This window comes from Martelella sp. NC20 (assembly GCF_013459645.1).
Taxonomy (GTDB): domain Bacteria; phylum Pseudomonadota; class Alphaproteobacteria; order Rhizobiales; family Rhizobiaceae; genus Martelella.
Genome location: NZ_CP054861.1, coordinates 3,702,530 through 3,728,986 on the forward strand (window position 1 = coordinate 3,702,530; position 26,457 = coordinate 3,728,986).

At 61.8% G+C, this 26,457-nt stretch carries 27 protein-coding genes and 1 other RNA gene; 14 read left to right on the forward strand and 14 right to left on the reverse strand.

The annotated features are described in order from the left end of the window. Window positions 1–124 precede the first annotated feature (124 nt). Together HQ843_RS17725 and HQ843_RS17730 are read left to right on the forward strand one after the other, a co-directional pair. Window positions 125–1,075 (forward strand): nucleoside hydrolase, encoded by a 951-nt coding sequence (locus HQ843_RS17725; RefSeq protein WP_180901906.1) that lies wholly within the window; start codon window positions 125–127, stop codon window positions 1,073–1,075. Between the two features lie 118 nt (window positions 1,076–1,193). Further along, on the forward strand, window positions 1,194–1,646 hold the full coding sequence (locus tag HQ843_RS17730) for a L,D-transpeptidase (protein ID WP_246710140.1): 453 nt from the start codon (window positions 1,194–1,196) through the stop codon (window positions 1,644–1,646). A 7-nt stretch (window positions 1,647–1,653) separates the two neighbouring features. On the opposite strand, the gene HQ843_RS17735 is transcribed toward HQ843_RS17730, so the two are convergent. After that, entirely contained in the window at window positions 1,654–2,385 is a 732-nt protein-coding gene (locus HQ843_RS17735; protein ID WP_180901905.1) for a Crp/Fnr family transcriptional regulator, read from the reverse strand. Window positions 2,386–2,580: 195 nt separating this feature from the next. Between HQ843_RS17735 and hemN the strand changes: the two genes are divergently transcribed. The 7 genes from hemN (at window position 2,581) to HQ843_RS17770 (ending at window position 9,498) form a co-directional block, all read left to right on the forward strand. Next, the gene (gene hemN / locus HQ843_RS17740; RefSeq protein WP_180901904.1) at window positions 2,581–3,933 is read left to right on the forward strand and encodes an oxygen-independent coproporphyrinogen III oxidase; all 1,353 of its coding nucleotides are present in this window, start codon (window positions 2,581–2,583) and stop codon (window positions 3,931–3,933) included. Window positions 3,934–4,029: 96 nt separating this feature from the next. Further along, complete coding sequence (locus tag HQ843_RS17745; protein WP_085986543.1) at window positions 4,030–4,317, forward strand: acyl carrier protein; 288 nt, start codon at window positions 4,030–4,032, stop codon at window positions 4,315–4,317. A 76-nt stretch (window positions 4,318–4,393) separates the two neighbouring features. Next, the gene (locus HQ843_RS17750; protein ID WP_180901903.1) at window positions 4,394–4,879 is read left to right on the forward strand and encodes a 3-hydroxyacyl-ACP dehydratase FabZ family protein; all 486 of its coding nucleotides are present in this window, start codon (window positions 4,394–4,396) and stop codon (window positions 4,877–4,879) included. A 1-nt stretch (window position 4,880) separates the two neighbouring features. Beyond that, the gene (locus HQ843_RS17755; protein ID WP_180901902.1) at window positions 4,881–6,083 is read left to right on the forward strand and encodes a beta-ketoacyl-ACP synthase; all 1,203 of its coding nucleotides are present in this window, start codon (window positions 4,881–4,883) and stop codon (window positions 6,081–6,083) included. Window positions 6,084–6,097: 14 nt separating this feature from the next. After that, window positions 6,098–7,378 carry a beta-ketoacyl-ACP synthase gene (locus HQ843_RS17760; RefSeq protein WP_180901901.1) on the forward strand — a complete coding sequence of 427 codons (1,281 nt, stop codon included), beginning with the start codon at window positions 6,098–6,100 and terminating at the stop codon, window positions 7,376–7,378. A 68-nt stretch (window positions 7,379–7,446) separates the two neighbouring features. Then, on the forward strand, window positions 7,447–8,478 hold the full coding sequence (locus tag HQ843_RS17765) for a zinc-binding dehydrogenase (protein ID WP_180901900.1): 1,032 nt from the start codon (window positions 7,447–7,449) through the stop codon (window positions 8,476–8,478). A gap of 90 nt (window positions 8,479–8,568) precedes the next feature. Beyond that, window positions 8,569–9,498 (forward strand): lipid A biosynthesis lauroyl acyltransferase, encoded by a 930-nt coding sequence (locus HQ843_RS17770; RefSeq protein WP_180901899.1) that lies wholly within the window; start codon window positions 8,569–8,571, stop codon window positions 9,496–9,498. 29 nt (window positions 9,499–9,527) lie between these two features. Here the strand turns inward: HQ843_RS17770 and HQ843_RS17775 are convergent, their stop codons facing one another. Beyond that, the gene (locus HQ843_RS17775) at window positions 9,528–9,968 is read right to left on the reverse strand and encodes a hemerythrin domain-containing protein (RefSeq protein WP_180901898.1); all 441 of its coding nucleotides are present in this window, start codon (window positions 9,966–9,968) and stop codon (window positions 9,528–9,530) included. 273 nt (window positions 9,969–10,241) lie between these two features. Here HQ843_RS17775 and glmU point away from each other — a divergent pair, with 273 nt between their 5' ends. The 3 genes from glmU to HQ843_RS17790 are packed head-to-tail and all read left to right on the forward strand — an operon-like array spanning window position 10,242 to window position 13,937. Then, window positions 10,242–11,609, forward strand: coding sequence for a bifunctional UDP-N-acetylglucosamine diphosphorylase/glucosamine-1-phosphate N-acetyltransferase GlmU (glmU, locus tag HQ843_RS17780; protein ID WP_180901897.1), 1,368 nt, complete (start codon window positions 10,242–10,244; stop codon window positions 11,607–11,609). 4 nt (window positions 11,610–11,613) lie between these two features. Continuing rightward, window positions 11,614–13,440 (forward strand): glutamine--fructose-6-phosphate transaminase (isomerizing), encoded by a 1,827-nt coding sequence (gene glmS / locus HQ843_RS17785; protein WP_180901896.1) that lies wholly within the window; start codon window positions 11,614–11,616, stop codon window positions 13,438–13,440. Beyond that, on the forward strand, window positions 13,437–13,937 hold the full coding sequence (locus tag HQ843_RS17790; RefSeq protein ID WP_180901895.1) for a GNAT family N-acetyltransferase: 501 nt from the start codon (window positions 13,437–13,439) through the stop codon (window positions 13,935–13,937). The genes glmS and HQ843_RS17790 overlap by 4 nt, the downstream gene beginning before the upstream one ends. A 6-nt stretch (window positions 13,938–13,943) precedes the next feature. On the opposite strand, the gene HQ843_RS17795 is transcribed toward HQ843_RS17790, so the two are convergent. From HQ843_RS17795 to ssrA, 4 genes are all read right to left on the reverse strand, one after another. Beyond that, the gene (locus tag HQ843_RS17795) at window positions 13,944–14,156 is read right to left on the reverse strand and encodes a ribbon-helix-helix domain-containing protein (protein ID WP_180901894.1); all 213 of its coding nucleotides are present in this window, start codon (window positions 14,154–14,156) and stop codon (window positions 13,944–13,946) included. Further along, window positions 14,153–14,347, reverse strand: coding sequence for a DUF4169 family protein (locus HQ843_RS17800; protein WP_180901893.1), 195 nt, complete (start codon window positions 14,345–14,347; stop codon window positions 14,153–14,155). The genes HQ843_RS17795 and HQ843_RS17800 overlap by 4 nt, the downstream gene beginning before the upstream one ends. A gap of 6 nt (window positions 14,348–14,353) precedes the next feature. Then, window positions 14,354–14,830 carry an SspB family protein gene (locus HQ843_RS17805; RefSeq protein ID WP_180901892.1) on the reverse strand — a complete coding sequence of 159 codons (477 nt, stop codon included), beginning with the start codon at window positions 14,828–14,830 and terminating at the stop codon, window positions 14,354–14,356. 100 nt (window positions 14,831–14,930) lie between these two features. Beyond that, window positions 14,931–15,289: a transfer-messenger RNA gene (gene ssrA / locus HQ843_RS17810) on the reverse strand. A gap of 137 nt (window positions 15,290–15,426) precedes the next feature. On the opposite strand from ssrA, the gene thyA reads away from it, so the two are divergent. Further along, a complete protein-coding gene (gene thyA, locus HQ843_RS17815) occupies window positions 15,427–16,353 on the forward strand; it encodes a thymidylate synthase (RefSeq protein WP_180901891.1) in 927 nt (308 codons plus the stop codon). Between the two features lie 392 nt (window positions 16,354–16,745). Here thyA and HQ843_RS17820 read toward each other — a convergent pair whose 3' ends face one another. Genes HQ843_RS17820 through HQ843_RS17845 form a run of 6 tightly spaced genes read right to left on the reverse strand, consistent with a single transcriptional unit; the run spans window position 16,746 to window position 23,227 of the window. After that, window positions 16,746–17,774 carry a LacI family DNA-binding transcriptional regulator gene (locus tag HQ843_RS17820; RefSeq protein ID WP_180901890.1) on the reverse strand — a complete coding sequence of 343 codons (1,029 nt, stop codon included), beginning with the start codon at window positions 17,772–17,774 and terminating at the stop codon, window positions 16,746–16,748. Window positions 17,775–17,781: 7 nt separating this feature from the next. Further along, window positions 17,782–18,381, reverse strand: coding sequence for a dual specificity protein phosphatase family protein (locus HQ843_RS17825; RefSeq protein ID WP_180901889.1), 600 nt, complete (start codon window positions 18,379–18,381; stop codon window positions 17,782–17,784). 2 nt (window positions 18,382–18,383) lie between these two features. After that, window positions 18,384–19,409: an MBL fold metallo-hydrolase gene (locus HQ843_RS17830; RefSeq protein ID WP_180901888.1), complete on the reverse strand. Its 1,026-nt coding sequence runs from the start codon at window positions 19,407–19,409 to the stop codon at window positions 18,384–18,386. Next, on the reverse strand, window positions 19,397–21,139 hold the full coding sequence (locus HQ843_RS17835) for an ABC transporter permease (RefSeq protein ID WP_246710141.1): 1,743 nt from the start codon (window positions 21,137–21,139) through the stop codon (window positions 19,397–19,399). The genes HQ843_RS17830 and HQ843_RS17835 overlap by 13 nt, the downstream gene beginning before the upstream one ends. 5 nt (window positions 21,140–21,144) lie before the next feature. Then, window positions 21,145–22,119: an ABC transporter substrate-binding protein gene (locus HQ843_RS17840; RefSeq protein ID WP_246710142.1), complete on the reverse strand. Its 975-nt coding sequence runs from the start codon at window positions 22,117–22,119 to the stop codon at window positions 21,145–21,147. Window positions 22,120–22,144: 25 nt separating this feature from the next. Then, window positions 22,145–23,227: an ABC transporter ATP-binding protein gene (locus HQ843_RS17845; protein ID WP_180901887.1), complete on the reverse strand. Its 1,083-nt coding sequence runs from the start codon at window positions 23,225–23,227 to the stop codon at window positions 22,145–22,147. Window positions 23,228–23,861: 634 nt separating this feature from the next. Between HQ843_RS17845 and HQ843_RS17850 the strand changes: the two genes are divergently transcribed. Further along, window positions 23,862–25,025: an FAD-dependent oxidoreductase gene (locus tag HQ843_RS17850; protein WP_246710143.1), complete on the forward strand. Its 1,164-nt coding sequence runs from the start codon at window positions 23,862–23,864 to the stop codon at window positions 25,023–25,025. 200 nt (window positions 25,026–25,225) lie between these two features. Here HQ843_RS17850 and HQ843_RS17855 read toward each other — a convergent pair whose 3' ends face one another. Next, window positions 25,226–25,714 carry a hypothetical protein gene (locus tag HQ843_RS17855; RefSeq protein ID WP_180901886.1) on the reverse strand — a complete coding sequence of 163 codons (489 nt, stop codon included), beginning with the start codon at window positions 25,712–25,714 and terminating at the stop codon, window positions 25,226–25,228. Between the two features lie 4 nt (window positions 25,715–25,718). Continuing rightward, on the reverse strand, window positions 25,719–26,405 hold the full coding sequence (locus tag HQ843_RS17860) for a TetR/AcrR family transcriptional regulator (protein WP_180901885.1): 687 nt from the start codon (window positions 26,403–26,405) through the stop codon (window positions 25,719–25,721). Window positions 26,406–26,457 lie beyond the last annotated feature (52 nt).

Consider the following 26,457-nt stretch of genomic DNA (forward strand, 5'->3'; position numbering starts at 1 on the left):
TCCGAAGGGCAGGTGAACCACCGCGCGGACAAGCGGCGTTTCCTTTTGTCTCCGGATCGTGTAGGGCCTTTCTCGACGCGGCGCAAACGCCGTTCTCCACTTTCTGAAAACAGGATGCGTTTTCATGCACAAGGTAATTTTCGACACGGACCCCGGTATTGACGATGCCATGGCGCTGCTCTTCCTGGAACGCCATCCCGATATCGAACTCCTCGGCATCACCTCGGTGTTCGGCAATGCGTCGGCTGACACGACCACGCGCAATGCGCAGTTTCTGAAGCGTGAATTCGGCATTGATGCGCCCGTCGCGCGCGGCGCCGACGTGACCTTCGATCCGGGCCGGCCAATGGCGCCGTGGCCGACGATCGTGCATGGCGTCAACGGCCTCGGCGACATCGAGATGCCGGAGACGATCGACGATGTGCCGCTCGATCCGCGCCCGGCCTTCCAGTTCATCATCGATACGGTGCGCGAGCATCCCGGCGAGGTCGAGATTGTCGCCGTCGGCCGCATGACCAATCTGGCGATGGCGCTGGCGCGCGACCCGGAAATCGCCGGCCTCGTCAAGCAGATCGTCGTTATGGGCGGTTCGTTCGAGAAGAACGGCAATGTGACGCCGGCGGCCGAGGCCAACATCCACGGCGACCCTGAAGCCGCCGATATCGTTTTCACCGCGCCGTGGAAGGTGGTGATCATCGGCCTCGACGTCACCATCCAGACGGTGATGACGCGCACGATGATGAAGGATCTGGCGCTGCGCGGCGGACCTGCGGTCGAACTGCTTGCCCGGATTTCCGATCCTTATATCGATTTCTACAGCCAGCAGGTCGATGACGGAATGGTGGTGCATGACAGCTGCGCCTGCGTCTATGTCGTTGCCCCGGAACTGTTCGGTTTGCGCAAGGGGTCGGTGCGGGTGGTTTGCGGCGGCATCGCCGACGGTCTCACGCTCCAGAAACCTTCCGCGCAGTTCTTCCCGCCGAGCCCCTGGGACGACAAGCCCGAGCAGGAGGTCGCGATGACGATCGAAGCTGTGAAGGCGGTTGATCTGGTCGCGCGCACCCTTGCTCCCTGATGCGGAAATCGAACCGGCGCTTTCGCCGGTTGTGTTTACCTTAAAATTAGTATCGCGTTGATAGTAAACTCCGGCGCACATACTGTTCTCGATGGACATATGTGTGTCGGGGGTTGCTATGCGTGGGATACTGCTTGCACTACTGGTGTTGCTTGGCGCGGCGTCGACTGCCAATGCCGCCCGCAAATCCGGCGACGAGATTTTCGAACCGGGCAAGGTGGTTGCGGCGGTCAGCCTGACGACGCAGACCATGAAGGTCATCGTCGGCGGGTATGAGCGCTATGTCTGGCCGGTCTCCACGGGGGCGGGGCGTTACTCGACGCCGCCCGGCGTCTACGGCGCGGAATGGCTGTCGAAGAACCACCGCTCGCGCAAATACAACAACGCGCCGATGCCGTTTGCGATCTTCTTTCACCGCGGTTATGCCGTGCATGGCACGGATCAGCTGTCGCGGCTTGGCAGTCCCGCCTCGCACGGTTGCGTGCGCCTGCACCCCGACAACGCGGCGCTGCTGTTCGAACTCGCCCGAACGATGGGGCTTGAAAATGTCACGGTGGTGATCGGCGACTGAGCCCGCCTCAGTCGTTGCCGGCGGCCGCGTTCAGCCTGTCGATATTCGGCACGCTGACATGGCGGTTGTTTTCGACGATGATGATTTTCTCGTTGCGCAGCTTGGTCATCTGGCGACTGACCGTCTCGATGGTGAGGCCGAGAAAATCGGCGATATCGGCGCGTGACAGCGGCAGATCGAAGGTGCAGCCGTCGTCGGCGAGCGGATCGATATGGGTTGCGATCAGATGCAGGAAGGAAGCGACCTTTTCGCGCGCGCTCTTGCGGCCGAGCGTGAGCATCCAGTTGCGCGCTTCGTCGAGTTCCTGCAAGGACTGGTCGTAGAGCTTGTGTTCGAGTTCGGGCGACTGCGCGATCATGCGTTCCAGCGCCGCGCGCGGAAAGGTGCATATTTCCGTCTCGGTCGCAGCTTCCGCCGTCAGCGCGCTCTCGCGCGAGAACGGGCGGCCCATGAAATCGGGCGCGAACTGCAGGCCGACGATCTGCTGGCGACCATCGGACATCATCTTGGATAGCTTCACCACGCCGCGCAGAATGTTCGAATAGCTGTCGACACTCTCGCCCTGCCCAACGACTTCCGCTCCGCCTTCGATCACCCGGCGCGAGGAATGCTTGTTGAGCAGCGCCAGTTGTTCGGACGACAAGACGGAACAGATGCCGCCGTGCCGCGCCTCGCAGGCCCGGCATACATGAGGTACGATGTCGTCGCCTTCATAGGTTCGATAGGTTTTTTCGGTCATTGCGCGTTTCCAATCCGCCGTGGCGTGGAACCACTTGCTTTATTTTCTGCGACACCGGTCGATTTAGCCAGGCGCCGCTCCAACCGTGTTCCCAGCCTAACGGAACCACTCTGCAGCCATACTTGATTAAAGTCAAAGCTGCCGCAAGCGCTACCGTCTATCCCGATTGCATCATCAGTCAGGAAGGGGCGCGTCATGACGTCGCAACGGCAGTTGTTGAGGAAATTTTCAGAGCCGGTTCCGCGTTATACCAGCTACCCGACGGCCCCGCATTTTCACCAGGGCATCGGTTCGGATACGGCGAAAAGCTGGATCGCGATGCTCGGCGCCGGCCAGAAACTCTCGCTCTATGTCCATATTCCCTATTGCGACCGCCTCTGCTGGTTTTGCGCCTGCCACACCAAGCACACGCTCAGATACGAACCCGTTGCCGCCTATCTCGAGAGCCTGAGACACGAAATCGAGACCGTGGGCCGGTTGGTGTCGCCCGATGTCGAGGTGACGGGCCTGCATTGGGGCGGCGGCTCGCCGACCATGCTGGAGCCCGAAGACATGCACCGCCTGATGGGCTGGCTGCGAGAGGCCTTCAATTTCGCCGATGATGCCGAGATCAGCGTCGAGATGGACCCGAACGATCTCGATGAGGAGCGCTATGATGCGCTTGCCGGGATCGGCGTGACGCGGGCGAGCCTCGGGGTCCAGGATTTCGACACCAGGGTGCAGAAAACCATCAATCGCCTTCAGACTTTCGGGCAGACGGCCGAGGTGATCGCGGCGATGCGGGCGCGCGGCGTGAAGTCCGTCAATTGCGATCTGCTCTACGGCCTGCCGTATCAGACGATCGACACCATGGCGAAGACCGTCGAGCAGATCATTTCCCTCAAACCCGATCGGATCGCCTTGTTCGGGTACGCCCATGTGCCATGGATGAAGAAACACCAGGCGCTGATCCCCGAAGACGCGCTTCCGGATGCGGATGCCCGGTTCCGCCAGATGTCGCTTGCGGCCGGGTGGCTTGCCGAGACCGGCTATGAGGCGATCGGCATCGACCATTTCGCTCTTCCCGAGGACAGTCTTGCGCGCGCGGCGCGCGCCGGCAGGCTGCGGCGCAATTTCCAGGGCTATACCGATGAAAGCGCCGATGCGCTGATCGGTCTCGGCGCGTCGTCGATCAGCCAGTTGCCCGAGGGCTACTGGCAGAACATGCCGGCGACCGGGGAGTACCGGCGTATGGTCGAGAGCGGCGATCTGGCGGCGGTGCGCGGCATCGCGCTTCAACCTGAGGATCGTCTGCGCGCTTTCGTGATCGAGCGAATCATGTGCGCCTACGGGTTCTCCGCCTGCGAACTCAGAGCCCGATTCGGTGCGGCAGCCGACGTCATCATTGCCGAGGCCGAGGCCTATGCGCGGGAAAATCCGGAGGTGTGCGACCATGACCGGTTCGGATTTCGGTTGAAAAATGAGGCGTTTCCGTTCGCCCGGTCTGTTGCTGCGGTTTTCGATACCTATCTTGGACGCGGGAAGGGTCGCCATTCGGCGGCTGTCTGAGCTACAGTCGAAAAATTGCCCTCACTCACCTTGCGGCCATTGGCTTTTCGCCAATCTTTGCCTATGAGGAGGGCAGAATTCAAAGATGAAGAGGTAATAGGCGTGAGCGCTACATTTGATAAAGTTGCCGATATCATCGCGGAAACGAGTGAAATCGACCGCGATCAGATTACGCCGGAAAGCAATACGATCGACGATCTCGGCATCGACAGCCTCGATTTCCTCGATATCGTCTTTGCGATCGATAAGGAATTCGGTATCAAGATCCCGCTCGAAAAGTGGACGCAGGACGTCAACGAGGGCAAGGTCGACGCAGACGAGTACTTCATTTTGAAGAATCTCTGCGCCAAGATCGACGAGTTGAGAGCGGCAAAGCAGTCGTAAGGGCGGCCGGTTTGCGGACCGGCATCTCAGCCCGCCTGGCTTCGCTGCGGAACTGATGCAGGGGCTGAAAGCATTCATGCTGCTCGAATATTTCCAGATGATTGACCGGATCGTGTCGGCGGATATCAGCGCCGGTACGGTTGTCGCGCGTTCCACGGTTCCCGAAAAAAGCCCGGTTTTCGAGGGGCATTTTCCGGGCATGCCGCTGGTGCCGGGCGTGCTGCTGATCGAGACCATGGCGCAGGCATCCGGCATGCTGCTCCTCGCCGTTAACGATTGCACGGCGATGCCGTTTCTGATGATGGTCGACAGCGCCAAGCTGCGCGGTTTCGTGGCGCCGAACGCCGTACTCGATATCGAAGCCCGACTGGAACATGAAGGCTCTGGTTTTGCCGTCACCAAGGCAAAGATCGCGTCCGGCGGAAAGCCGATCGCGAGCGCCCAGCTCAAATTCCGCACGATGTCTTTCGATGACAATGAACTTGCGCCGATCGTGAAGCGGCGCGCCGAGGAAGTCGGCCTGTTTGCGGCAATTGCCGGACAGGTCGCGGAGAGGTCCTGAAATGGCAAAATCCGCCAATGATGTCGTGGTCACCGGCGTCGGCCTGGTCACAAGTTTCGGCGTCGGCCTTGAGCCGCACGTCGCGATGCTGACCGGCGGCCAACCCGAAATCCGCATCGATGCCGACATCTGCGCGCCCTATCCGGTGCACCCGCTGCCGGAAATCGATTGGAAGGACCAGATCCCGAAGCGCGGCGACCAGCGCCAGATGGAAAACTGGCAGCGCCTCGGCGTCTACGCCGCCGGCCTCGCGCTCGACGATGCCGGTATGAAGGAACATGAGGACCTTTGCGCGACGATGGACATGATCGTCGCCGCCGGCGGCGGCGAACGCGATATCGCCGTCGACAGCCTGATCGCCAATGAGGCGCGCGAGCGCAATGATCGCGAGATCCTGCTGAACGAGAAGCTGACCACCGAACTGCGCCCGACGCTGTTTCTGGCCCAGCTTGCCAATCTGGTCGCGGGCAATATCTCGATCGTGCACAAGGTTGCCGGTTCCTCGCGCACCTTCATGGGCGAGGAAGCTGCCGGCATTTCCGCAGTCGCAACGGCCTATGCACGCATTCTGGCCGGCCAGTCGAGCCATACGCTGGTGGGCGCATCGTTCATCGCCGAGCGGCGCGATATCCTGTTGATGATGGAATCGGCGCATGCGCTTTCCCGCGGAGACTGGACGCCGCTGTGGGACCGGCCCGCGGAAGCTGAAGGCGGCATGATCATGGGCACGGTCGGGGCGTTCGTGGTGCTCGAATCACGTGAACATGCCAAGGCCCGCGACGCGCACATCTATGCCGTGCTTTCCGGCGTCGAGGGCGATCGCGGGAAGCGTGACGATGGCCGTTTCGAACAGCGGCTCGAGCGGCTGTTCAGGGATGCCGGTTTTTCCGGCTCCGCGAACGAGGCCGTGTTTTCCGGCGCAACCGGCCTGACCGATATCACCATGCGCGAGTCCGCTTTCCTGAAAGAGCATTTCCCGTCGGCGCCGCTACGCGGCTATACCGGCATGACCGGCCACGCCATGGAAGCCAATTTCACGCTCGGCATCGCGCTGGCAGCGCTTTCGCTCGACAGGAAGGCCGTTCCGCCCGTGTTCAATTCCGGTCGCGAGCAGCCGATGACGGCGCCGGCCGAAAAGATCGCGGTGACCACTGTCGGGCACCAGCGCGGCGAGGGCGTTGCCGTGCTCTCGGCCGAGAAATAAGGAAGGACCGGCAGATGACCAATGCCTATACAGATCATCTCGGCCGCCCGCTCGTCGCCGTCACCGGCATGGGCGTGGTAACCTCGCTCGGTCGCGGCATCGAGGACAACTGGAGAAAGCTGACGGAAGGCGTGTCGGGTATCCACCAGATCTCGCGCTTTCCGACCGATCACCTTTCCACCCGCATTGCCGGCACGGTCGACTTCATCCCGGCGGAAGACAATGCCGTCTCCCGCTCCTATGCCTTTGCCGAGGCAACGATCGAGGAGGCGCTTGCCGCCGCCGGTCTTTCGGGCGATTTCAACGCGCCGCTGTTTCTCGCTGCCCCGCCCGTGGAGCCGGAATGGTCGATGCGCTTCGCGCTGGCCGACCGCGCCGGCCCGCCGGTCGAGGAAAACGACGCCTATATCCGTTTCCTTGCCGCCATGCGCGAGAAGGGCGATCCCGCTTTTCACGAGGCGGTGCTGTTCGGCTCGATTTCGGAGCGGATCGCCGACCGGTTCGGCACAAGCGGCCTGCCGGTGACGACATCGACGGCCTGTGCGTCCGGGGCGACGGCGATCCAGCTCGGCGTCGAGGCGATCCGCCAGGGCCGCACCGAGCGCGCCATGACGGTTGCGACCGACGGCTCCGTCAGCGCCGAGGCGCTGGTGCGGTTCTCGCTGCTTTCGGCGCTCTCGACCCAGAACGACCCGCCGGAAAAGGCCTCCAAGCCCTTCAGCAAGGATCGCGACGGTTTCGTGATCGCCGAGGGCGCGGCAACGCTGATCCTCGAATCACTGTCCTCCGCTGTCGCCCGCGGCGCGAAGGTCTACGGCATCGTGCGCGGTTGCGGCGAGAAGGCCGATCATTTCCACCGCACCCGGTCCTCGCCCGATGGCGCGCCGGCGATCGCGACGGTCCGCGCGGCTCTCGAGGATGCGGGGCTTGATATCGACGGGATCGACTATATCAACGCCCACGGCACCTCCACGCCGGAAAACGACAAGATGGAATATTCCTCGCTCAGCGCCGTCTTCGGCGAGCGGCTGAAGTCGATCCCGCTGTCGTCCAACAAGTCGATGATCGGGCACACGCTGACGGCGGCGGGCGCTGTCGAGGCGGTGTTCTCGTTCCAGTCGATGCTGACCGGCGTGCTGCCGCCGACCATCAACCACGTCAACCCGGACCCGACCATCGAACTCGATGTTATTCCGAATGTGAAGCGGTCGGCCGATGCCGGATCGGTGCTTTCCAATTCGTTCGGCTTTGGCGGCCAGAACGCCTGCCTGGTGATGACGCGAGAGCCCGCCTGAACCGGTGAAGATTTTGATGCATCTAGTTATGAAATGCCATTAAGTTTCTGAATATGAAGGAATTGTCCATGCGCGCCCTGCAACTGACCGATGACCGCAAGATCGAATTGCGCGACGTGGCAGAGCCCGATGCGCCGGCGCCCGGCGAAGTGACGCTGCGGCTGAAGGCGGTCGCCCTCAACCATATCGATGTCTGGGGCTGGCGCGGCATGGCGTTTGCCAAGCGCAAGCTGCCGCTGACGATCGGCGCTGAAGCGTCCGGCGTGGTCGAGGCGATCGGGGCAGGGGTTTCGAACGTGCTGCCGGGCGATCTGGTGGCGATCTACGGGGCGCGCATCTGCGGGCGCTGCAAGGCCTGTCGCGAGGGCCGCGAGAATCTGTGCGAACATGTCGGCGGCGTTCACGGCTTTCATCTCGATGGTTTCGCGCAGGAAAAGATCAATATTCCCGCCCGTCAGCTCGTTGCGGCCCCGCCCGGCGTCGATCCGGTTGCCGCGGCACTCGCGCCCGTCACATTCGGGACGGTGGAGCATATGCTGTTCGACAATGCGAAGCTCCAGCCGGGCGAAACCATCCTCGTCCATGCCGGCGGCTCCGGCATCGGTTCGGCCGCGATCCAGCTTGCAAAGAAGACCGGCTGCACCGTGATCACCACGGTCGGCTCCGATGACAAGATGGAAAAGGCCCGCGCGCTCGGCGCCGATCACATCATCAACTATCGCGAGGACCGGTTCGAGGGCGTGGTGCGCAAGCTCACGAAGAAGAAGGGCGTCGACGTCGTGTTCGAGCATGTCGGCGCCGATACCTGGGCGGGCTCGATGCTGGCGATGAAGCGCGGCGGCCGGCTGGTGACCTGCGGATCGACCTCGGGCGTATCCACCAGCATCAACCTGATGATGCTGTTCCAGCAGCAGCTCAAGCTGCTCGGCTCTTTCGGCTGCCGGATGGAAAACATGGCAAATGCGATGCAGAAAATGGCGCAGGGGCTGGTTCATCCGGTGATCGATACGCTGGTCGATTTCGACGGCATCGACAAGGCGTTGGAGCGGATGGAAACGCGACAGGTCTTCGGCAAGATCGTGCTCAGGATCGAGGACTGATTGCGGCTTGGCTTGACTGACGTGCTTTCGCCGATAAAACACGGACGGCGCGGCAGTTGCGCCGCATTGTTCTAATATGGGCCCGATCCGTTGAAATCCTTCATAACCCGTATTGTCCTGAAAGCCCGCCAGTTCCAGCAATGGCTGGTGGCCTATCTGATTTTCGCGCTGCTTTCGGTGTTCAAGCTGTTTCCCGCGGACGGTTCTATACGCTTTGCCGATTGGGTGATGCGAAAAGTCGGCCCCCATACCGGTCGCCACAAGCTGATTCTCGAAAACCTCGGGAAAGCTTTTCCCGAAAAGGGCGAGGCCGAGATCAAGCGCATCGCGATTGCAAGCTGGGGTCATATCGGCCGGCTGGCCGCGGAATATGTGTTTCTGGACGAGCTTTTCGATTTCGATCCGGAGAACGACATCCATGGCCGGATCGAGGTCGAGGGCGCGGAGCGTTTTCTGACGCTGCTCAATCGGGATCGACCGTTCATCGTCTTCACCGCCCATACCGGCAATTTCGAGCTGCTGCCGGTCGCCGCCGCGTCGTTCCACCTCCATGTCTCGGTGTTGTTCCGCCCCCCGAACAATCCGTACATCGCCAAGAAGGTGTTCCGTTTCCGAAGAAAGCGCATGGGCGATCTGGTGCCTTCGCATGCCGGATCGGCGTTCGCGCTGGCGGGAACGCTGGATCAGGGCGGCGGCGTTGGCGTGCTGGTGGACCAGAAGTTCAAGCGCGGCACCCACTCGTCATTTTTTGGGCAGGAGGTGCAGACCAATCCGCTGCTCGGCAAGCTCGCACGGCAATTCGACTGCGCGATCTATCCGGCACGCTGCATCCGTCTGCCGGACAACCGGTTCCGGCTGGTGCTGGAAGACGAGATCACGCTTCCGCGAAATGAAAAAGGCGCGATCGACATACCGGCCACGGCCCAGGTGCTGAACGACAAGGTTGAAAGCTGGGTGCGGGAATATCCCGAGCAGTGGCTCTGGTATCACGACCGCTGGAACCGCCGGAAGCGGTCTTGACGCGTCTCCTGCTTTCACGGAAACGCTGCCTATTCCGTCGCCGACTGGCTCTCAAGGAACTGCCTTTCGAAGGCGATGTGGCGTCTCAGCATCGTAAACAGGCCGCGCAGCAGATAGCCGACCGCCTCCGTATTGACGTCGTTTTCGCTGGCGAGCCCCGAGAGCGCTTCGCTTGCTTCCTCGGCAAAGCAGAGGTCTTCGAAATGTTCGTAGAGGAGCCGTTCGAATGTTTCGGCGGCGCCGCCTCTTACGCGCAATACGGGGAACACCTGCCGTTCCTCCTGTTGCTGCGCCAGTTTGAGAAGGGGCACCAGAGTTTCCGCCAGACACTGGCAACTCCGACGATCGATATTGCCGGGAAGAGAATCGGCAACAGCTTCCAGCGCATCGCACAGCCCGGCAATCGTGCCATGTGTCGATGAGAGGGCCGAAAACGGCGCCAGGTTTTTGCCCAGGATGGTCTTGCTCACATCCGTTTCCCGCTTGTCGAAATCGCAGAGCGGCTTTTGCCGCCGCTATCATCCTGCCATTTGCGATCAACTGCGCCCGGGTTTCATTGACCTGGGTCAAGACCGTTTCCGCGCCGCTTCAGCAACAAGCGGGGAGCCTGGACAAGGATATTTTGCAAACTCTTCATCCGCGCGCGCCGCACATGAAATTTGTTCATATTTTTTGAATAGGAGTCGGTCAGGATTGGGCTACAAACCGTACTGGAATAACGGCCGGGAACGGAAGGAGATTTCATGTCACGCAGTGCACTGGCGATTGTTCTGGCAGCGGGCGACGGAACGCGGATGCAGTCGGAAAAGACCAAGATGCTGCATCAAGTGGCGGGCCGCGCGATGGCGGCGCATGTGGTCGACACGGTTTCCCGTTCCGGCGTCGATGCGGTCGCGCTGGTTGTCGGTCGCGACGGCGACAAGGTTGCTGACGCCTGTGCGCTGCCCGGCGTGGCGCTCGAGACCTACGAGCAGCGCGAGCGGCTTGGCACCGCCCACGCCGTGCTTGCCGCCCGCGCGGCGCTTGAGCGCGGTTATGACGATGTTATCGTGACCTATGGCGACACGCCGCTGGTGACGGTCGATACGCTGGCAAGGGCGCGGGCGGGGCTTGGCGAGGGCAACGACGTCGTGGTGATCGGCTTTGAAAGCGAGAAGCCGACAGGTTACGGCCGGCTTCTGACCCGCGACGGCGCGCTTTACGCCATTCGCGAGGAAAAGGATGCCAGCGACGAGGAGCGTAAGGTCACGCGCTGCAACAGCGGCCTGATGGCCTTCAGCGGAAGACGCGCGCTCGAACTGCTGGATGCGATCGGCAATGACAACGCCAAGGGCGAATTCTATCTGACGGACATCGTCGAGGCGGCGCTGGCGAGTGGCGGGCGCGCAAGTGTGGTGATGACCGATGCCGAGGAAGTGCTGGGCTGCAACAACCGCGCGGAACTCGCCGAACTTGAGCGCATCTGGCAGGGCCGCCGCCGCCGCGCGCTGATGCTCTCCGGCGTGACCATGATTGCGCCGGAAACCGTGTTCCTCTGCCACGATACCGTCATCGGCGCCGACTGCCTGATCGAGCCGAACGTTTTCTTCGGTCCCGGCGTGGAAATTTCAGAAAATGTCACGATCCATGCCTATAGTCATATCGAGGGCGCGAAGATCGCTCCGGGCAGCAAGGTCGGGCCGTTCGCGCGGCTGCGGCCGGGCGCCGTGCTGCACGAGGATGCCAAGGTCGGCAATTTCTGCGAGGTAAAGAACGGCGATATCGGCGTCGGCGCCAAGGTCAACCACCTGACCTATATCGGTGATGCGAACGTTGGCGCGCGGGCCAATATCGGAGCGGGAACGATCACCTGCAATTATGATGGCGTCAACAAGTTCAGGACCGAAATCGGGGCGGACAGTTTCGTCGGTTCCAATTCATCGCTCGTGGCTCCAGTCCGCATCGGCGACCGCGCCTATGTCGCGTCCGGCAGCGTGGTAACCCGCGATGTTCCCGATAATGCGCTCGCGCTTGCGCGCGGACGCCAGGAAAACAAGGAAGGGCGCGCCGAATTGCTGCGCGCCCGCTCGCTGGCCATCAAGGCGGCACGCAACAAAACCGGGGGCAAGTGACCATATGTGCGGAATTGTCGGGATCGTAGGTGTCAGGCCGGTGGCCGGACGGCTGGTCGATGCGTTGAAGCGGCTTGAATATCGGGGCTATGATTCGGCCGGTATCGCGGTGATCGAGGAAACGGAACTGGTGCGCCGCCGTGCGCCGGGCAAGCTCGAAAACCTGCGATCCTGCCTTGCGGACGATCCGGTGGACGGCGTGACCGGCATCGCCCACACCCGCTGGGCAACGCACGGAGTTCCCAACGAGGCCAATGCCCATCCCCACATCGCCGGCGATGTCGCCGTCGTCCATAACGGCATTATCGAGAATTTCGCCGAATTGCGCGCGGAGCTGAAGGCCCAGGGCGTCACGTTTTCGAGCGACACCGACACCGAAGTGGTTGCCCGCCTGCTGGACGGCTATCGCCGCGAGGGCATGGCGCCGCGCGATGCGGTGCTGGCCATGCTTCAAAGGGTCAGCGGCGCCTTCGCGCTGGTGATCCTGTTCAAGGATCGGCCGGATACGCTGTTCGTCGCCCGCTACGGCCCGCCGCTTGCCATCGGCCATGGCGATGACGAGATGTATGTCGGCTCCGATGCCATAGCGCTCGCGCCGCTGGCGACCGGAATTTCCTATCTGGAAGACGGAGATATGGCGATCGTCGATCGCGACGGGGTCATATTCTGCGATTTTACCGGCGCGCCGGTGGGCCGCCAGCGCCAGCCGCTGCAACTGTCCTCGATGCTGATCGACAAGGGCAATCACCGCCATTTCATGGAAAAGGAAATCTTCGACCAACCGGAGGTGATTTCGCACACGCTCGGCCGCTATTGCGATTTCGCAGCCGGGCGAAGCGCCAAGGCCGATGACGGGATTGATTTCTCGAAGATTTCCCGGCTCACCATCGCCGCATGCGGCACGGCCTATCTCTCGGGCCTGATCGGCAAATACTGGATCGAGCGGTACGCGCGCCTGCCGGTGGAGATCGACGTTGCCTCCGAGTTCCGTTATCGGGAATTGCCGATTCTGGACCAAACGCTTTCACTCTTCGTCTCGCAGTCCGGCGAGACCGCCGATACGCTCGCCTCGCTCAGATATTGCAAGGAGCAGGGCGCAAAGACCGGCGCGCTCGTCAACGTTACCGGATCGACCATCGCGCGCGAGGCCGATGCGGTGTTTCCGATCCTGGCGGGCCCCGAAATTTCGGTCGCCTCGACCAAGGCATTCACCTGCCAATTGGCCCTGATGGCTTCGCTGGCGCTGCGGGCCGGGCGCGAACGCGGCACGCTCGCGCCAGACGACGAAAGGACGCTGGTGCACGCGCTTTCCGAAGTGCCGCGGCTGATGAGCCAGGTGCTGCACGCCGTGCAGCCGCAGATCGAAAAGCTCTCCCGCGAACTTTCGCACTTCCATCACGTTCTCTATCTCGGCCGCGGCACCAGCTATCCGCTGGCGCTGGAGGGCGCGCTGAAGCTCAAGGAAATCACCTATATCCATGCCGAAGGCTATGCCGCCGGCGAGCTGAAGCACGGCCCGATCGCGCTGATCGACGAAAACATGCCGGTGATCGTGATCGCGCCGCATGATCGGTTCTTCGAAAAGACGGTATCGAACATGCAGGAAGTCGCGGCCCGCGACGGCAAGATCATTTTCATCACCGATGAAAGCGGCGCACGGGCCTCCGAGCTGAAAACCATGCAGACCATCGTGTTGCCGGATATGCCGGAATTCATCGCGCCGATGGTGTTCTCGCTGCCGATCCAGCTTCTCGCCTATCATACCGCCGTATTCATGGGCACGGATGCCGACCAGCCGCGCAATCTGGCCAAGGCGGTGACGGTGGAATGATCATCCGCCGGGAACGCCTGGACGATGTGGCGGCAATCTCCGAACTCGTGGCCGAAGCCTTTGCGGCAATGCCTTATAGCGACGGCCACGAAGCCGATATCATCCGCAGGCTGCGCAAGGCCGGGGCCTTGTCGCTGGCGCTGGTGGCGGAGGAGGAGGGGCGCCCCGTCGGCCATATCGCGTTTTCGCCGGTCGGCATATCCGACGGCAACGATGGTTGGTTCGGTCTCGGCCCGCTCGCCGTCGACCCGGCGTTTCAGCGTCGCGAGATCGGCGCCGCGCTTGTGCTCGGGGGGCTGGAGCTTCTGAAGGACGACGGCGCGCGCGGGGTCGTGGTATTGGGCGCGCCCGGCTTCTATCAGCGCTTCGGCTTCCGTCACGAACCGGCGCTGACGCTGGACGGTGCGCCGCCCGGGCATTTCATGGCGCTTGATTTCGATGGCGTGATGCCGCGGGGCAAGGTTGCCTTTCACAAGGCGTTTTACGGCAAGGCCTGACGCCTTTCAGCTTCCCGCCTTCAATGTCGCCAACACAAAAAGCCGGATTGCCGACGACAAATTGACGTCGCTTTCCCGGTTGTCGTCGATTTCGGCGAGAAGGGCTGCGAGACTGAGATCGCGGGTGTCCGCGATCCGGGTCAACTCGGCGTGGAATTCATCCTCGAGCGAAAAGCTGGTGCGATGGCCATGAAGGCTGACGGAGTGTTTGCGAATCACGCCTCGTCGTCGCCGCGCTCGCGCCGTCCCTGATCGAACTGGCGCAGGGCCTTGTCGCGTTCAAGCTTCTCCCGCTGCTTCTCGCCCTTGGCAAGGCCATGAAGCGCGCGATTCTCGGCGGCTTTTTGTTCGGATTTGCGGCGGTCGATGCGTTTGCGCTGCTGCCGCAGATTGACGATCTCGGCGCACATTGCAGGTCAGTGCTTCTTGCGGAAGGCGTCGAGCGAGACGATGGAGGCGCCGTCGTCACCGCCGGGTCCGTCGTCGCCATCGGTCATCGGCGGATCGGTCGGGGTCTCGTCCTCAACCTCGAGCGTCGCGACATCGAATTCGAGTTCGAAATTGACGGAAGGATCGTAGAAGCCGACAATCGCATTGAAGGGAACGACGAGGCGCTCGGGCACGTCGGAAAACGACAGGCCGATCTCGAACAGGGTGTCGGTGACCTTCATATCCCAGAACTGGTGCTGGATGACGATGGTCATCTGCTGGGCGTATTTTTCCTTCAGCGCCGGCGAGATCTTCACGCCCGGCGCGCCGGTCAGGAAGGTGATGAAGAAGTGATGTTCGCCGGGCAGGTGACCGGTTGCGGCCACTTCGGCCAGAACCTTGCGGATCATGCCCCGCAATGCGTCCTGTGCCAAAACGTCGTAGCGAATATGGTCCTGCCCCATAAAATCTTCCTGCCTGTCGCCCGGTTGATGCGTCTTGTTCCCAGCCATAAGTCGGCTTTTTCCGAATCGCAATCATTATAGGGGATTTTGTTCAAATTCAGGTGGAGGCTTCTGTTGCCAGGTGCCTCCGGACCCCGCCTTACGGTGCTACCCGCAAGGACTTCGATTGGGTTTCTGGAACCGCCATTAGGCAGCTACAGCGTAACCCTGAGCGTTGTTGTCATTTGCAACTACACTTGTGACCCGATAACGGTGGTATCATGCCGGGCAAAAGGTCAATCTTTACACTCTTGTCGATCCTGTTTCGCCCCCATCAAAATCAGGCCTTTCCGCCTGATCGTGGTGGAGGCGCCGGGTACCGCCCCCGGGTCCAAAAAGCTTATTGCATTGCCGTTTATCACCATAGCCGGTCAAGCCGGCACCCGTGATATAAGTGTTTCAAAAGCTTCTGGAAAGGGGCATGGCCGATAAATTGCGATGCGCGCGATGGGCAAGGGCCGTATTCCGGTTGGACAACCCTCGAAATTCAGCGTGGATATCTTGCTTTGGACACGCGCCGTGTCCAGACTTGCCGCCCGAAGTCCACGGAGTTGCGAATGGCGCGTCATCCCGAATACCAGTATCTCAATCTGCTCGAGCACCTTTTGGAAAAAGGCGACCGCCGGATAGACCGCACCGGCGTCGGCACGCTTTCAGCCTTCGGCGCGATGATGCGGTTCGACATTTCCGACGGCACGTTTCCGGCGTTCACGACCAAGCGCGTCTATTGGAAAACGGCGATCAAGGAGATGCTCTGGTTTTTGACCGGGCAAACCAATATCCAGTCGCTGCTGAGGGAAAACGTCCGTATCTGGTCCGACTGGCCGCTTGAGAAATACCGCAAGGCGACGGGCGAGGCGATCGCGCAGGAGGCCTTCGAGGCACGCATCCTCGCCGACGACGAATTTGCCCGCCAATGGGGCGATCTCGGCCCCGTCTACGGCAAGCAATGGCGGCGCTGGCTCGATGCCAGCGGCAAGGAACACGATCAGATCGCAACCGTCATCGAGACGCTGAAAACCAATCCGGCGAGCCGGCGCATGCTGTTTCACGCCTGGAATGTGGGCGAACTGGACCAGATGGCGCTGCCGCCCTGCCATATGACCTATCAGTTCCATACCTCTGAAAACAAGGGCGCGGGGCCGGGCGAGAGCAGGCTGAAGCTCTCCATGCTCCTTTTCCAGAGAAGCCTGGATGTCGGCCTCGGCGCGCCGTTCAACTGCGCGGCCTCGGCGGCGCTGCTTTCGATGGTGGCGCAACAGGTCGATATGGTCCCCGGCGAACTGATCTGGGTGGCGGGCGACTATCACCTCTATCTGAACCATCTCGAAATGGCGCAGCAACTGGTCGCCCGGGAACCACGCCCGTTCCCCAAACTGCGCCTGCTGCGCCGTCCGGCATCGATCGACGGCTACCGGATAGAGGATTTCGAAGTAACCGCCTACGACCCCCACCCGGCCATCGCCGCGCCCGTGGCGGTGTAGCCGTCCGGGCGAGGCCGCCTGCGCGAAGCTTTGTGCCTTGAGAAAAATGGCGGAGAGGTGTCTTTCAATAGGAGCTTGGCTTTTATATAAAAGCATAAAAAATCAATGACATAGAATTCTGATATTAGGGACTATGCGTAGCATATTGTGTAGCATTTGGTGATGGTTCCATGCCCTCACTCGCAACTGGTCGAGGATCGCGTAAGTCGGTTGCCCAAGCGTAGCAGTTCAGAAAACGCAGGCCGACCGTAACGAAAGGCACTGTGTGATCTCCTTTTCGTCGAAGATCAGCAAGCTGAAAATCATAGCTTACGTCGGTGTCCGAATTTCGAGGGCAGCCTAGGCTCCGCCCGGGCCCGTTAGCCGCTGTCCGGCCGCCGTTCCCAGGCGTTTCAAATGCCTGTTGTTTCGCCCGCAGCACCTCCCGCGCGCACCGACTGGCGTTCGATCAGGCTCACGGGGATGAAGTGGTGGGAGGAGGGGGCGTTTGCCGGTCCGGTAATGGCTTTCAGCGTTGCCCGAGTCAGCGAGGACAGCGACTGGCTGACGGTGGTGAGCTGGTGCGAAGACCAGCCGGAAATCGGAGCGTCGTCGAACCCGATCACCGAGACATCGCCGGGAACGGACAGGGCAAGCTCATGGCGCGCCGTGTTCATCACGCCGAGCGCGATTTCGTCGGTCACTCCGAAAATTCCGTCGATGCCGGGCTTTGCAAGGAGCCTGCGGGCAGCCTCGACACCGGTCTCGTAATTGTTGCGCCCCCGGCTCCACTGGGTCACCGGTACAAGATGATCCTTCATCACCGCGATGAAAGCTTCCGCGCGTGCCAGTTTGGCGGAAGTGCGGGAGCCCGACAGGACAACGGCCACGTTCCTGCAACCGGCCGCAATCAGCCGCTGTGCCGCCAGCGCGCCGCCAGCAGCCGAATCCGCCTCGATCTGATCGACAAGACCTATTTTCTCCGGCAGCGGCCGGTTGATAAGCACGAGGCGCGCGCCATTGGCCGCAGCCAACCGCATCAGCGTATCCGGCACGGCCCCAGACAGAAGCACGACTGTGCGGACCCTGTATTCAAGCAGCTTTGCAACCGCGTTCCCCATGTCGTCCTGCTGACCCGCCAGATTGAGCAGCATGCATTGCAGCCCGTTTGCGTAGAGCGCCGCCGTCAGTGCATCGACCTGGGCGGAAATATAGGGGTTGGAGAGGTTCGCGCCGACAAGGCCGACGAGATCCGAGCGTTCCTTGTGCAGCGTTCGGGCAAGGAGATTGACCCGGTAGCCAAGCTCTTCGGCTGCCTTCATCACCCGGTCGCGGGTCTTGGGAGCCACGCTGGCGCCTTCGGTAAACGTGCGCGAGACGGCAGAGCGGGATACGCCGGCGAGACGGGCGACATCGCCCGCGGAGATGAATTTTTCGGCCATGCCCCACCTATGTCGCGTGTTTTTCGCCAAGCAGGTTGCGCGACCTGACCTCATCGGCGAGGGCAAGCATCGGCTGCAGCGGATAGCTGTCGTCGAGCCCGCGCAGCCGTCTCAGATGCGCAAGCGCGGTCTCGAAGCTTGCGAACCGTTCAGGGGCGAATGCGGAGAGCCACAGTGCGATCAGCGTAACCGATCGCGAGCGCCCACCGCGGCAATGGACCAGGACATTTCCCTTGCGATGGCTTGGATAATGCGGCTTCGAAGGAACATAGCCGCGCATCAGGCCTTCGACGGTGAACACGCTTGCCGCCAGAAGATGCGGATCGTTGCCGGTGCCGTCGATCATCCCGATCTGGTAGCGCCGGACATGGGTGCCGTCTGAGAGGAGCAGCGGACCGGGAAACATGTTGATCGAGACGTTGAGGGTTTCCGTGATCCCCGCCTGAAGCAGGCAATCGGGGTCTTCGGCGGCCGCGAGATTGCCGAGAAAGAGCGTCTTTCCTTGCGGGCCGAAATCTTCGATGACCGGAAAGAGAAGCGGGCGGTCATCCTCGCGCGCTTCGCCCTCGGGCACGTGATCTGGAACACCGAGGCGTTTTTCTGTCATGGTCAAATCTCCGTCTCGGGTTCCAGTGTTAGACGTGCACCAAGGGCACGGGCAAGTTCAGGGGCGGCTGTCATGTCGACAAAGGCTGGCAGAACCTGCCGCGACCCGCAGTGATCCGCAAGGTCTATGACATCGCCCTTGCGCGGATGGACATTCCAGGCAAGCCAGACGGCCTCATTGCGCTCTATCAGGACACGCGCCGGCGTTCCGTTCGGGACATGGCTCGAAAATACGAAGCGAAAGCCCCCGCGCTGCAGGAGCCCTGCCGAAAGCCCGGCCTCTGCATTGGGTTCGGTCGCAACGATCACCTGGTCAGGCTCTGCGCTTTTCCCGTCCACAACGGGGAATGATCTGCCGGTCGCGGCCTCGACTTCCTGGCCAACGTCCGCGCTGACATGCACCTCGTGGCCCTGAGAGGCGAGGGCGAGCACCATATCCGTCCCGCGTCCGGCGGACGGACAGCAAAGCACGGCGCCCCCTTCCGCGTAGTCGGAAATGGCCGCGATCTGGTCATCGAGATCCTGCGCTCGGTCGCCATAGGATGCGTCGACCAGAAGGGTCGACGCCGGCGGCGGATAGTCGAACGCCATGCCGCGCGATTCAAGGCTGATGTCACCGGTGTAGACGAAACCGCCAGCCGCAGTCTCCATGTGGAACCAGACGCCGCCGGGCGCATGACCGCACCGTCCGGTCGTGAGCGCAAGTCCGCCGACTTCGAAAGACCCCTGTTCGGGAATGACCTGCGCCACGCCCGGAGGGAGGCTACCCTGAAGGAAATCCAGCGTCCGGGCGGTTGCGAAGACGCAAGGATTGCCGACCGCGCCGAGGCGTCCGATCGAACCGGCATGGTCGCGGTGGGCATGGCTGAGAAAGATCGCATCGACGGCGCCGATGACATCGATATCGGGATGCTCGTCCTTATCGAGGCCGTCTCCGAAATCGAACAGGACGCGCTTGCCCGCCGCCTCGACGAGAAAGATGGCCGCGCTCTTGCGGTTCAGTCCGCTGATCACCTTCAGTCGTGCCAAGGCAGCACTCCCTGCGGAAGCCTTCTTGCGAAGGTGAGGCTGAAGATCATCAGCGCGAGGATGACGATGATCATCAGGCAACCGACAGCGGCGGCCAGCGTCGATGACCCGGCTTCCTCCAGGAAAATGATCATCGGGCCGATGGTTTGCGCGCGCGACGATACCAGGAGCACGGAGGTCTGGATCTCGTTGATGGCGGTCATGAACACCAGGATGGCAGAGGCCGCGGCGGCAGGCGCCAGGACCGGCAGGATGATATCCTTGAGCCTGCGGAAGATACCCGCGCCGACCACCTGCGCAGCCTCGTCGAGCGACCGCTCGATCTGCGCAAACCCGCCAAGGATCGGCTGCAGCGCCAGCGCCAGGAAATTCGAGAGGTAGGCCGCAAGAATGACCCAGATCGTTCCGTAGAGACTTGCGCCCACGACCGGTAGGGGTTTCAGGAAAAACAGGATCATGGCCACCCCGATGATGATGCCGGGCAAGGCGTAGGCAAGCTGGGAGGAAAGGTAGAGCAGGCGCGGGGTGACGCCTCGACGCCAGCTCAGGAAATAGCCGAGCGCGACGGAAACCGGTATGAGGATGGCAACCGCGACACCCGTCAGCCAGAGGCTCGTGAAGAAGGCCTTGCGGATGCCCTCGTGATGGAAGATCGCATTGGAGAAATTGTCGAAGGTGAGCGTCTCAAGCGTGAGCGGTTGCCCGTATCCGCGCACCAGAGCGGAAGCGGCAAGTGCCGAAAGCGGCAGCGCCAACGCAAACAGAAGGTAGCCCCATGCCAGAGCGGTGACGGGAAGGCGGAAGCGGGCAAGCGGAAATTTGAAAGGTCTGGAGGCGCCATCGACGCGCTGGTCGCCCATGCGGCTCAGGAAGCCGGCAATGCCCATGCCGAGGACGGTCAAACCGGCCAGCAGCAGCGCCAGGAGCGCCATGTCGTTCAACGCCGACGGGCCATAGGCGTTGAGCTGCCTGTAGATGAGAGTGATCAGCGTCGGCACGCGGGCCGGAATGCCGAGCATGGCCTGAATGCCGAAATTGCCGATCGATGACACGAAGGCCAAGGCCGCTCCGGCAAAAACGCCCCCGCGGATCAAGGGCAGGATCACGCCGATTGTCGCCCGGAGCGGCGAGGCGCCCACCGCGCGGGCAGCTTCCACCAGATCGGCGGGTACGCGGCGCAGATTGGCACGCACGGCCAGAAATACCAGAGGCGCGTTATAAAGGCCGAGCAGAACGACGATTCCGCTGGCCGAGTAAAGTGGATGCCGCATACCGGGTTGAAGGGTGATGCCGAGAAGGTTCATGACCGGGCTTGCCGGCGAGAAGGCCTGGATCCAGGCGAGCGCGATGACCTGCGGCGGGATCATCAGCGGCAGAACGAAGCCGAACACCCACGCGGTCCGCCAGCGCATGTCGCTCACGCCGACAAGAAGCGCCGCGATCGTTCCGGCGACCGTGGCAAGGGCTGTGGCTGCCAGCGAAATCCAGATCGTGTTGACCGTCGCTTCGAACACGCGGCGGCCGCCGAGAACGTCGGCGATGCGGTTAAGGTCGAAACCGGCGCCCGTCACAAAGGCCGCGTAGACGAGCCTGCCAAGCGGCAGGATCGACAGGACGCCGACAAACAGCGCCAGCGCCAGCATCAGCGCGCGCTCGTTCTTCAGGAGCCCGGAAAGGGTGGAGAGCGTCCATGAAGGACGCTCTCCGGTGGCTGTGGTCGACAGGGACATTGCGATTACAGACCGAAGATCTCGGCGAACTGTTCGCGCACCTTGTCGTTGTTCTTCACGGCTTCATCGACGTCATAGCCGATCAGCTTCATCGAGGAGAGATCGGGATAGCCTTCCGGTGCGGCAACACCCGGCAGAAGCGGGATGTTGCCCTGGGCGGAGACCAGTTCCTGACCTTCCTTGGAAAGCAGGAAGTCGACGAATTTCTTCGCGGCTTCCTCGTGTTCGGTCGTGCTCATGATGGCAACCGGTTCGCCGATGAAGGATACGCCCTCCTTCGGGGCGATATAGTCGACGGGGGAGCCATCGGCCTTGGCGCGCAGCGTGTTGGCGTCGACGAGGATTGCGTATTTTGCCATGCCGGAAGCGACTGCCTTGGTTGCCGGGCCGTTGCCGCCCTCGGGTACGACGTCGAGATCGTTCAGACCCTCATAGAAGGCCCAGCCGATTTCCGGCGTGTTGATCAGGGCGTGAAGATGGTTCAGCGCGGCACCCGAATAAAGCGGGCTCGGCACGGCGATCATGCCGCGATTGTCTTCGACCAGAAGGTCGTTCCAGCTTTCGACCGGCTCGGCGATGTCGGTGTTGTAGGCAATGCCCGTGGTGATCGCCTTGGTGCCGAAAAAGGTCATGTCCTTGTCGAAGGCCGCCTTGTCATAGCCGTCCACCGGGGCGTCCGGATAGGCCATGAGATGGCCCTCGGCCTTAAGCGTGCCGAGGTTGATCGGATCGGCAACCAGCAGGACGTCGGGCTGGATGTTGCCGGCTTCGATTTCGGCGCGCATCACGTTCATCAGCGCCGATGTGCCGTTGCGGGTCCAGTTGACCTTGATATCCGGATTGGCGGCCTCAAAAGCGTCGACCGTTTCCTGGGCCTGTTCCGGCGCCTGGCTGGTGTAAAGCGTGATGGTTTCCTCAGCGTGGGCAGCCGTAAAGACAAGCGCGCTGACGGTCGCAAGGGCAAGCATGGAAAGTTTCATCGGGGATTTCCTTGATTGTTTGTGCTCAGTGGGAGATTTCTGCTGCTTTCAGGTCCGGCAGGACCCAGCCGTCTGCAAGCGTGACGGCCACGCGCTGCCCGGCTTCGATGCTTGCCGGGGCAGGGACGTTCATGAAAAGGGTTTTCTCATCCGGGCCGACAGAAAGCTCGACCCGCAGGATGTCGCCGCGATAGGTGATGCGGCGGATGGTGGCGGCAAGGCCGCCTGTCTCTGTCAATCTCAGGTCACCCGGATGAAAGGCGACGCATGCCTCGCCGCGTGGCAGGGCCGAGGGGCGGTTGCGCACCCGAACGCGTTCACCGAAGAAGCGGGCGAAGCCATAGCCGCTGCGATCAGGCTGGAAATCCGCGATCGGCGCGATCTGGCCCTCGCCGATAAAGGTCGCGACCATTTCATTTGCCGGCTGGCTGTAGAGCTCGGAAGGGCTCGCGAACTGACTGATCGTCCCCCTGTCCATCACCGCGACACGGTCGGCAAGCGCGAGCGCTTCCGACTGGTCATGGGTGATATAGAACATGGTGGCGCCTGAGCGGGTGTGGAAGCGGGCGAATTCTTCCTCCATCTCGCCACGCAGATGGACATCCAGATTGGCAAGCGGCTCATCGAGCAACACGAGGCCCGCATCCATGGCAAGGCAGCGGGCAAGTGCCACGCGCTGCCTCTGACCGCCGGAAAGCGCGGCTGGCCGGCGATCCGCAAATGCCGTCAGCCCGACCGTATCGAGAACGCGGGCCGTGCGCGCCTCGCGCTCACTGCGGCCAAGCCCCTTGACCTTGAGGCCGTAGGCAACATTGCCGGCCACGGTCATGTGCGGCCACAGCGCGTAACTTTGAAACACGACGCCGATACCGCGCTCTTCCGGGGCGACATGCCGGCCTTGGCCGGAAAGGAGCGTGTCTCCAACCCGGATTGCGCCGCGGTCGATCTGCTCGAAACCGGCAAGGGTGCGCAGCAGCGTGGTTTTGCCGCAGCCGGACGGGCCGAGCACTGCAACGAACTCGCCCGAACGGATCGAAAGCGAAATACCGTGCAACACGCCGGTCTTGCCGAAAGACTTGTCGACATTCTCGATTTCGATCGCGCTCATATGGTCTGTTCCGAGCTGTCGGTCGCAGTCGGACGAACCGTCCTGAGACCGGTGGAGTGGCGTTTTGCAATGCTTTGCAATCCTCGCCGCCATCAATGCACCGGTCGTGTGACAGTTCTATTTCAACCCGTTTTCGTTTTTGTGAAAATTGAGCTCCGCAAAGCGCGGCGCCATCCGATTTTGCGCGCTACAGCAGGACAACTATATCAAAATTTATAACTTGTTGTTTTATAACCGCAATATCAAATTTACGAAGAAATACAATGGCGGGCCACGCCCGACGATGATGAGCACTATGTCTACGCTGTAGACCTCTAACGCCGCACGTCGTGACTTTCGAAGCTTTTACCCGCGGTTCCGCCAGTTGCCGAATGAACTTGGTCTGGTGGTCCGCGGACAGGCGGCTTTTGGGCGCGGAGGCCGCGCATAGATGCCGTCTCGAATACAACGGTATCCTGAAGACCGCGAGGAGCAGGTACCGGGCCTTGTTGAATCCGACAGTTTCCTGTATCTGTTGAGGGTCGCGCAAAACGACTGCTTTTGCACAGCGCCCATGCTCCGCAAGCCGTCGCATACACGTCGTCCCGCCCTACGTGGCCGCCCAGCGTCTCCCAACAACCGCCAGCATCGAAGGATGCTGCTGCACTGGAGCGCGCACATGCGAAACACCATAGCTATCATCGGCGCCGGCCTTGCCGGCCTGACGCTCGCCCGTACCCTACACCAGCACGGGATCGAAGCGACGATCTACGAAGCCGAGCCGTCACCGATCGCCAGAAAGCAGGGAGGCTTGTTCGATATTCACGAGCATAACGGTCAACTCGCGCTCAAGGCGGCTGGTCTGTATGACGCATTCCTGCGGCTTGTTCGGCCAGGTGAAGATGCAAAGCGCGTCGTCAACAAGGATGGGATCATCCTGCTGGACGAGGCAGGGAACCGCACGCCCCGGCGCCCGGAGGTCGATCGTGGTGAACTTCGCGCCATGCTGATCGCCTCGCTTCCGGACACCGCGATACGGTGGGATCACAAGGTCACGGACCTGGCGCGGACCGCAGAGGGCCGGCACGCGGTCGGCTTCGCCAACGGAACCCAGGCGACGGTTGATCTGCTCGTCGGCGCTGACGGCGCCTGGTCGAAGGTCCGCCCACTGCTTTCCGATTCCAAGCCGGTCTATTCCGGCACCTGCTTCATCGAGATAGCGTTTGCTGCCGACGACACTCGCCATGCGGAAAGCGTGGCGGAAATCGGAGCCGGCACCCTCATCGCTGCAGCGCCGGGAAAAGGTATAATCGCGCACCGCAATGCCGATGGCAGCGTTGCCGGATATGTCGCGCTGAACGAGCCGGAAGAGTGGGTCAGGTCCATTGATTTCAGCGAGGCTCACGCCGGGCTGGACTTCATCGCCCGGCAATTTGCAGGCTGGGCGCCGCACCTTGTCAGCTTCATCACCGGCAGCGTTGCCGATCCCACGATCCGCCCGATCTACGCGCTGCCAGTCGGGCATGAGTGGCCGCGAAAGACCGGCCTGACGCTGGTCGGCGACGCGGCCCACCTTATGTCCCCATTCGCCGGTGAAGGCGCCAACTTGGCCATGTACGACGGCGCCGAACTCGCCCAGGCGATCATCGACACCCCCCACGACATTGAAGCGGCCTTATCCAGGTATGAGGCGGCCCTGTTTGCGCGAAGCCGCGAAGTCGCGGGTCTCTCGGCGCAGAACCTGAGGCTGTTCTTCGGTAACACTGCCCCGGGCAGTGTGGTCGATCTGTTCAGCAGCTTTGCGGCATCTGGCGCATAGATCAAACGACAGGGGTGGGCTATCAACTGCCCTTCGGGGGCATCGTTCCAGGATAGCCTGTGCGGCAATCGGCGGGTTTGGCGGGCCACGCCGACGAAGATGAGCACTACGTCTACGCTATAACCCTCTAATGCCGCTTGGCGCTGCAATCGCCCTACGCAGCCAACCGCGCCTTAGCTGCCGTCTGATCGGAATGGGCCTTAGACGCCCATTGCGGCCTTTGTCGCAAAGGCGACAATGATCAGCGCCACCAGACCAAGGCCGAACATGACCGGCTTCGGCAACGATGGCGTAGCTGAGGTCGCCACGGCGCGCCGTGACAGAACGAGCGAGACTATGACCAAGGCGACGCCCAGACCTGTGCCGATCCATTCCAGCGTCGCCAGGAGCGTCGACATCGGATTGGGCGGCACAGGAAAAATACGCCCGAGATCGAGCAGATAAACGCCGACGAAGCTGAGGCCGGCAAGGGCGGACCAGTTATGTCCTCTACCGGCCTTCGTGATCGTATAGGCGAGTACAAGACTGCCCAAACCAAGCACCGTCAAAAACACGTTGAATGCGCCGAGCACAACGGAGGGATAGGCGCTGAAATCTCGGGTTTCAACGAGTCCCCCGGGAATCATAAGCGCCAGATTCAGGGCGGATGCGACCAGAAGCGTAGTGATGACAAGGCGGGAGTTGGACATTCGACTAATCCTCGGGTGATTCGGAAACATTCGCTGACGCCGCGCCGCATTCGCCTGGCGCGAGCATTGCGGCGAACATGCTGAACACCCGGCGGTTGAGGACGCGGAGGCTCTGCGAATCGTGTTTTTGCGCATTCAGGGCAAACCAACGGTCGGCTTCACGCGCAGCAGCGAAAGCCATGTCCGTCAGCAAGGCGAGCGGCAGGTCCGAGCGGACGGCGCCGATCTGCTGTCCGGCTTCTATCAACCGCTCAAATTGGGCGTGAAACGCTTCGAGCAGATCCGCGATGGCGGCCTGAGCCGCCGCTTCCTGGTAGACGCCGCGACCCAATTCAGCCAAGCGGTCGTTCTGCTTGAGGGTCGCCGTCACATGGCCGAAAAGCGCGGCGGACTGTTCCCAGTAATCAGCAATGGACTCTGGCTGAACCGGCCTTGCGTTGATCAGGTCGGCAAGTTCGGCGATGGCGCGCTCGATGACGGCGCGGTAGAGTTCGCTCTTATCCGCGAAATAATAGTAGGCTTGCCCCTTGCTGAGCGCGGCACGCGTTAGAATTCGGTTCATCGACGCGCCCTCGAACCCGAGCGCCCTGAATTCCTCTTCCGCCACATCGAGCCAGGCGGCCCGCTGGTGATCAGGCAGTTGCCGCAGTCGCACACGGGCCTGAAGCCGCTGATCCAAGGGATGATCCATAACAATCTCAGTCACTCGGACATATTTAGACCGATGGTCTAAATATGTCCAG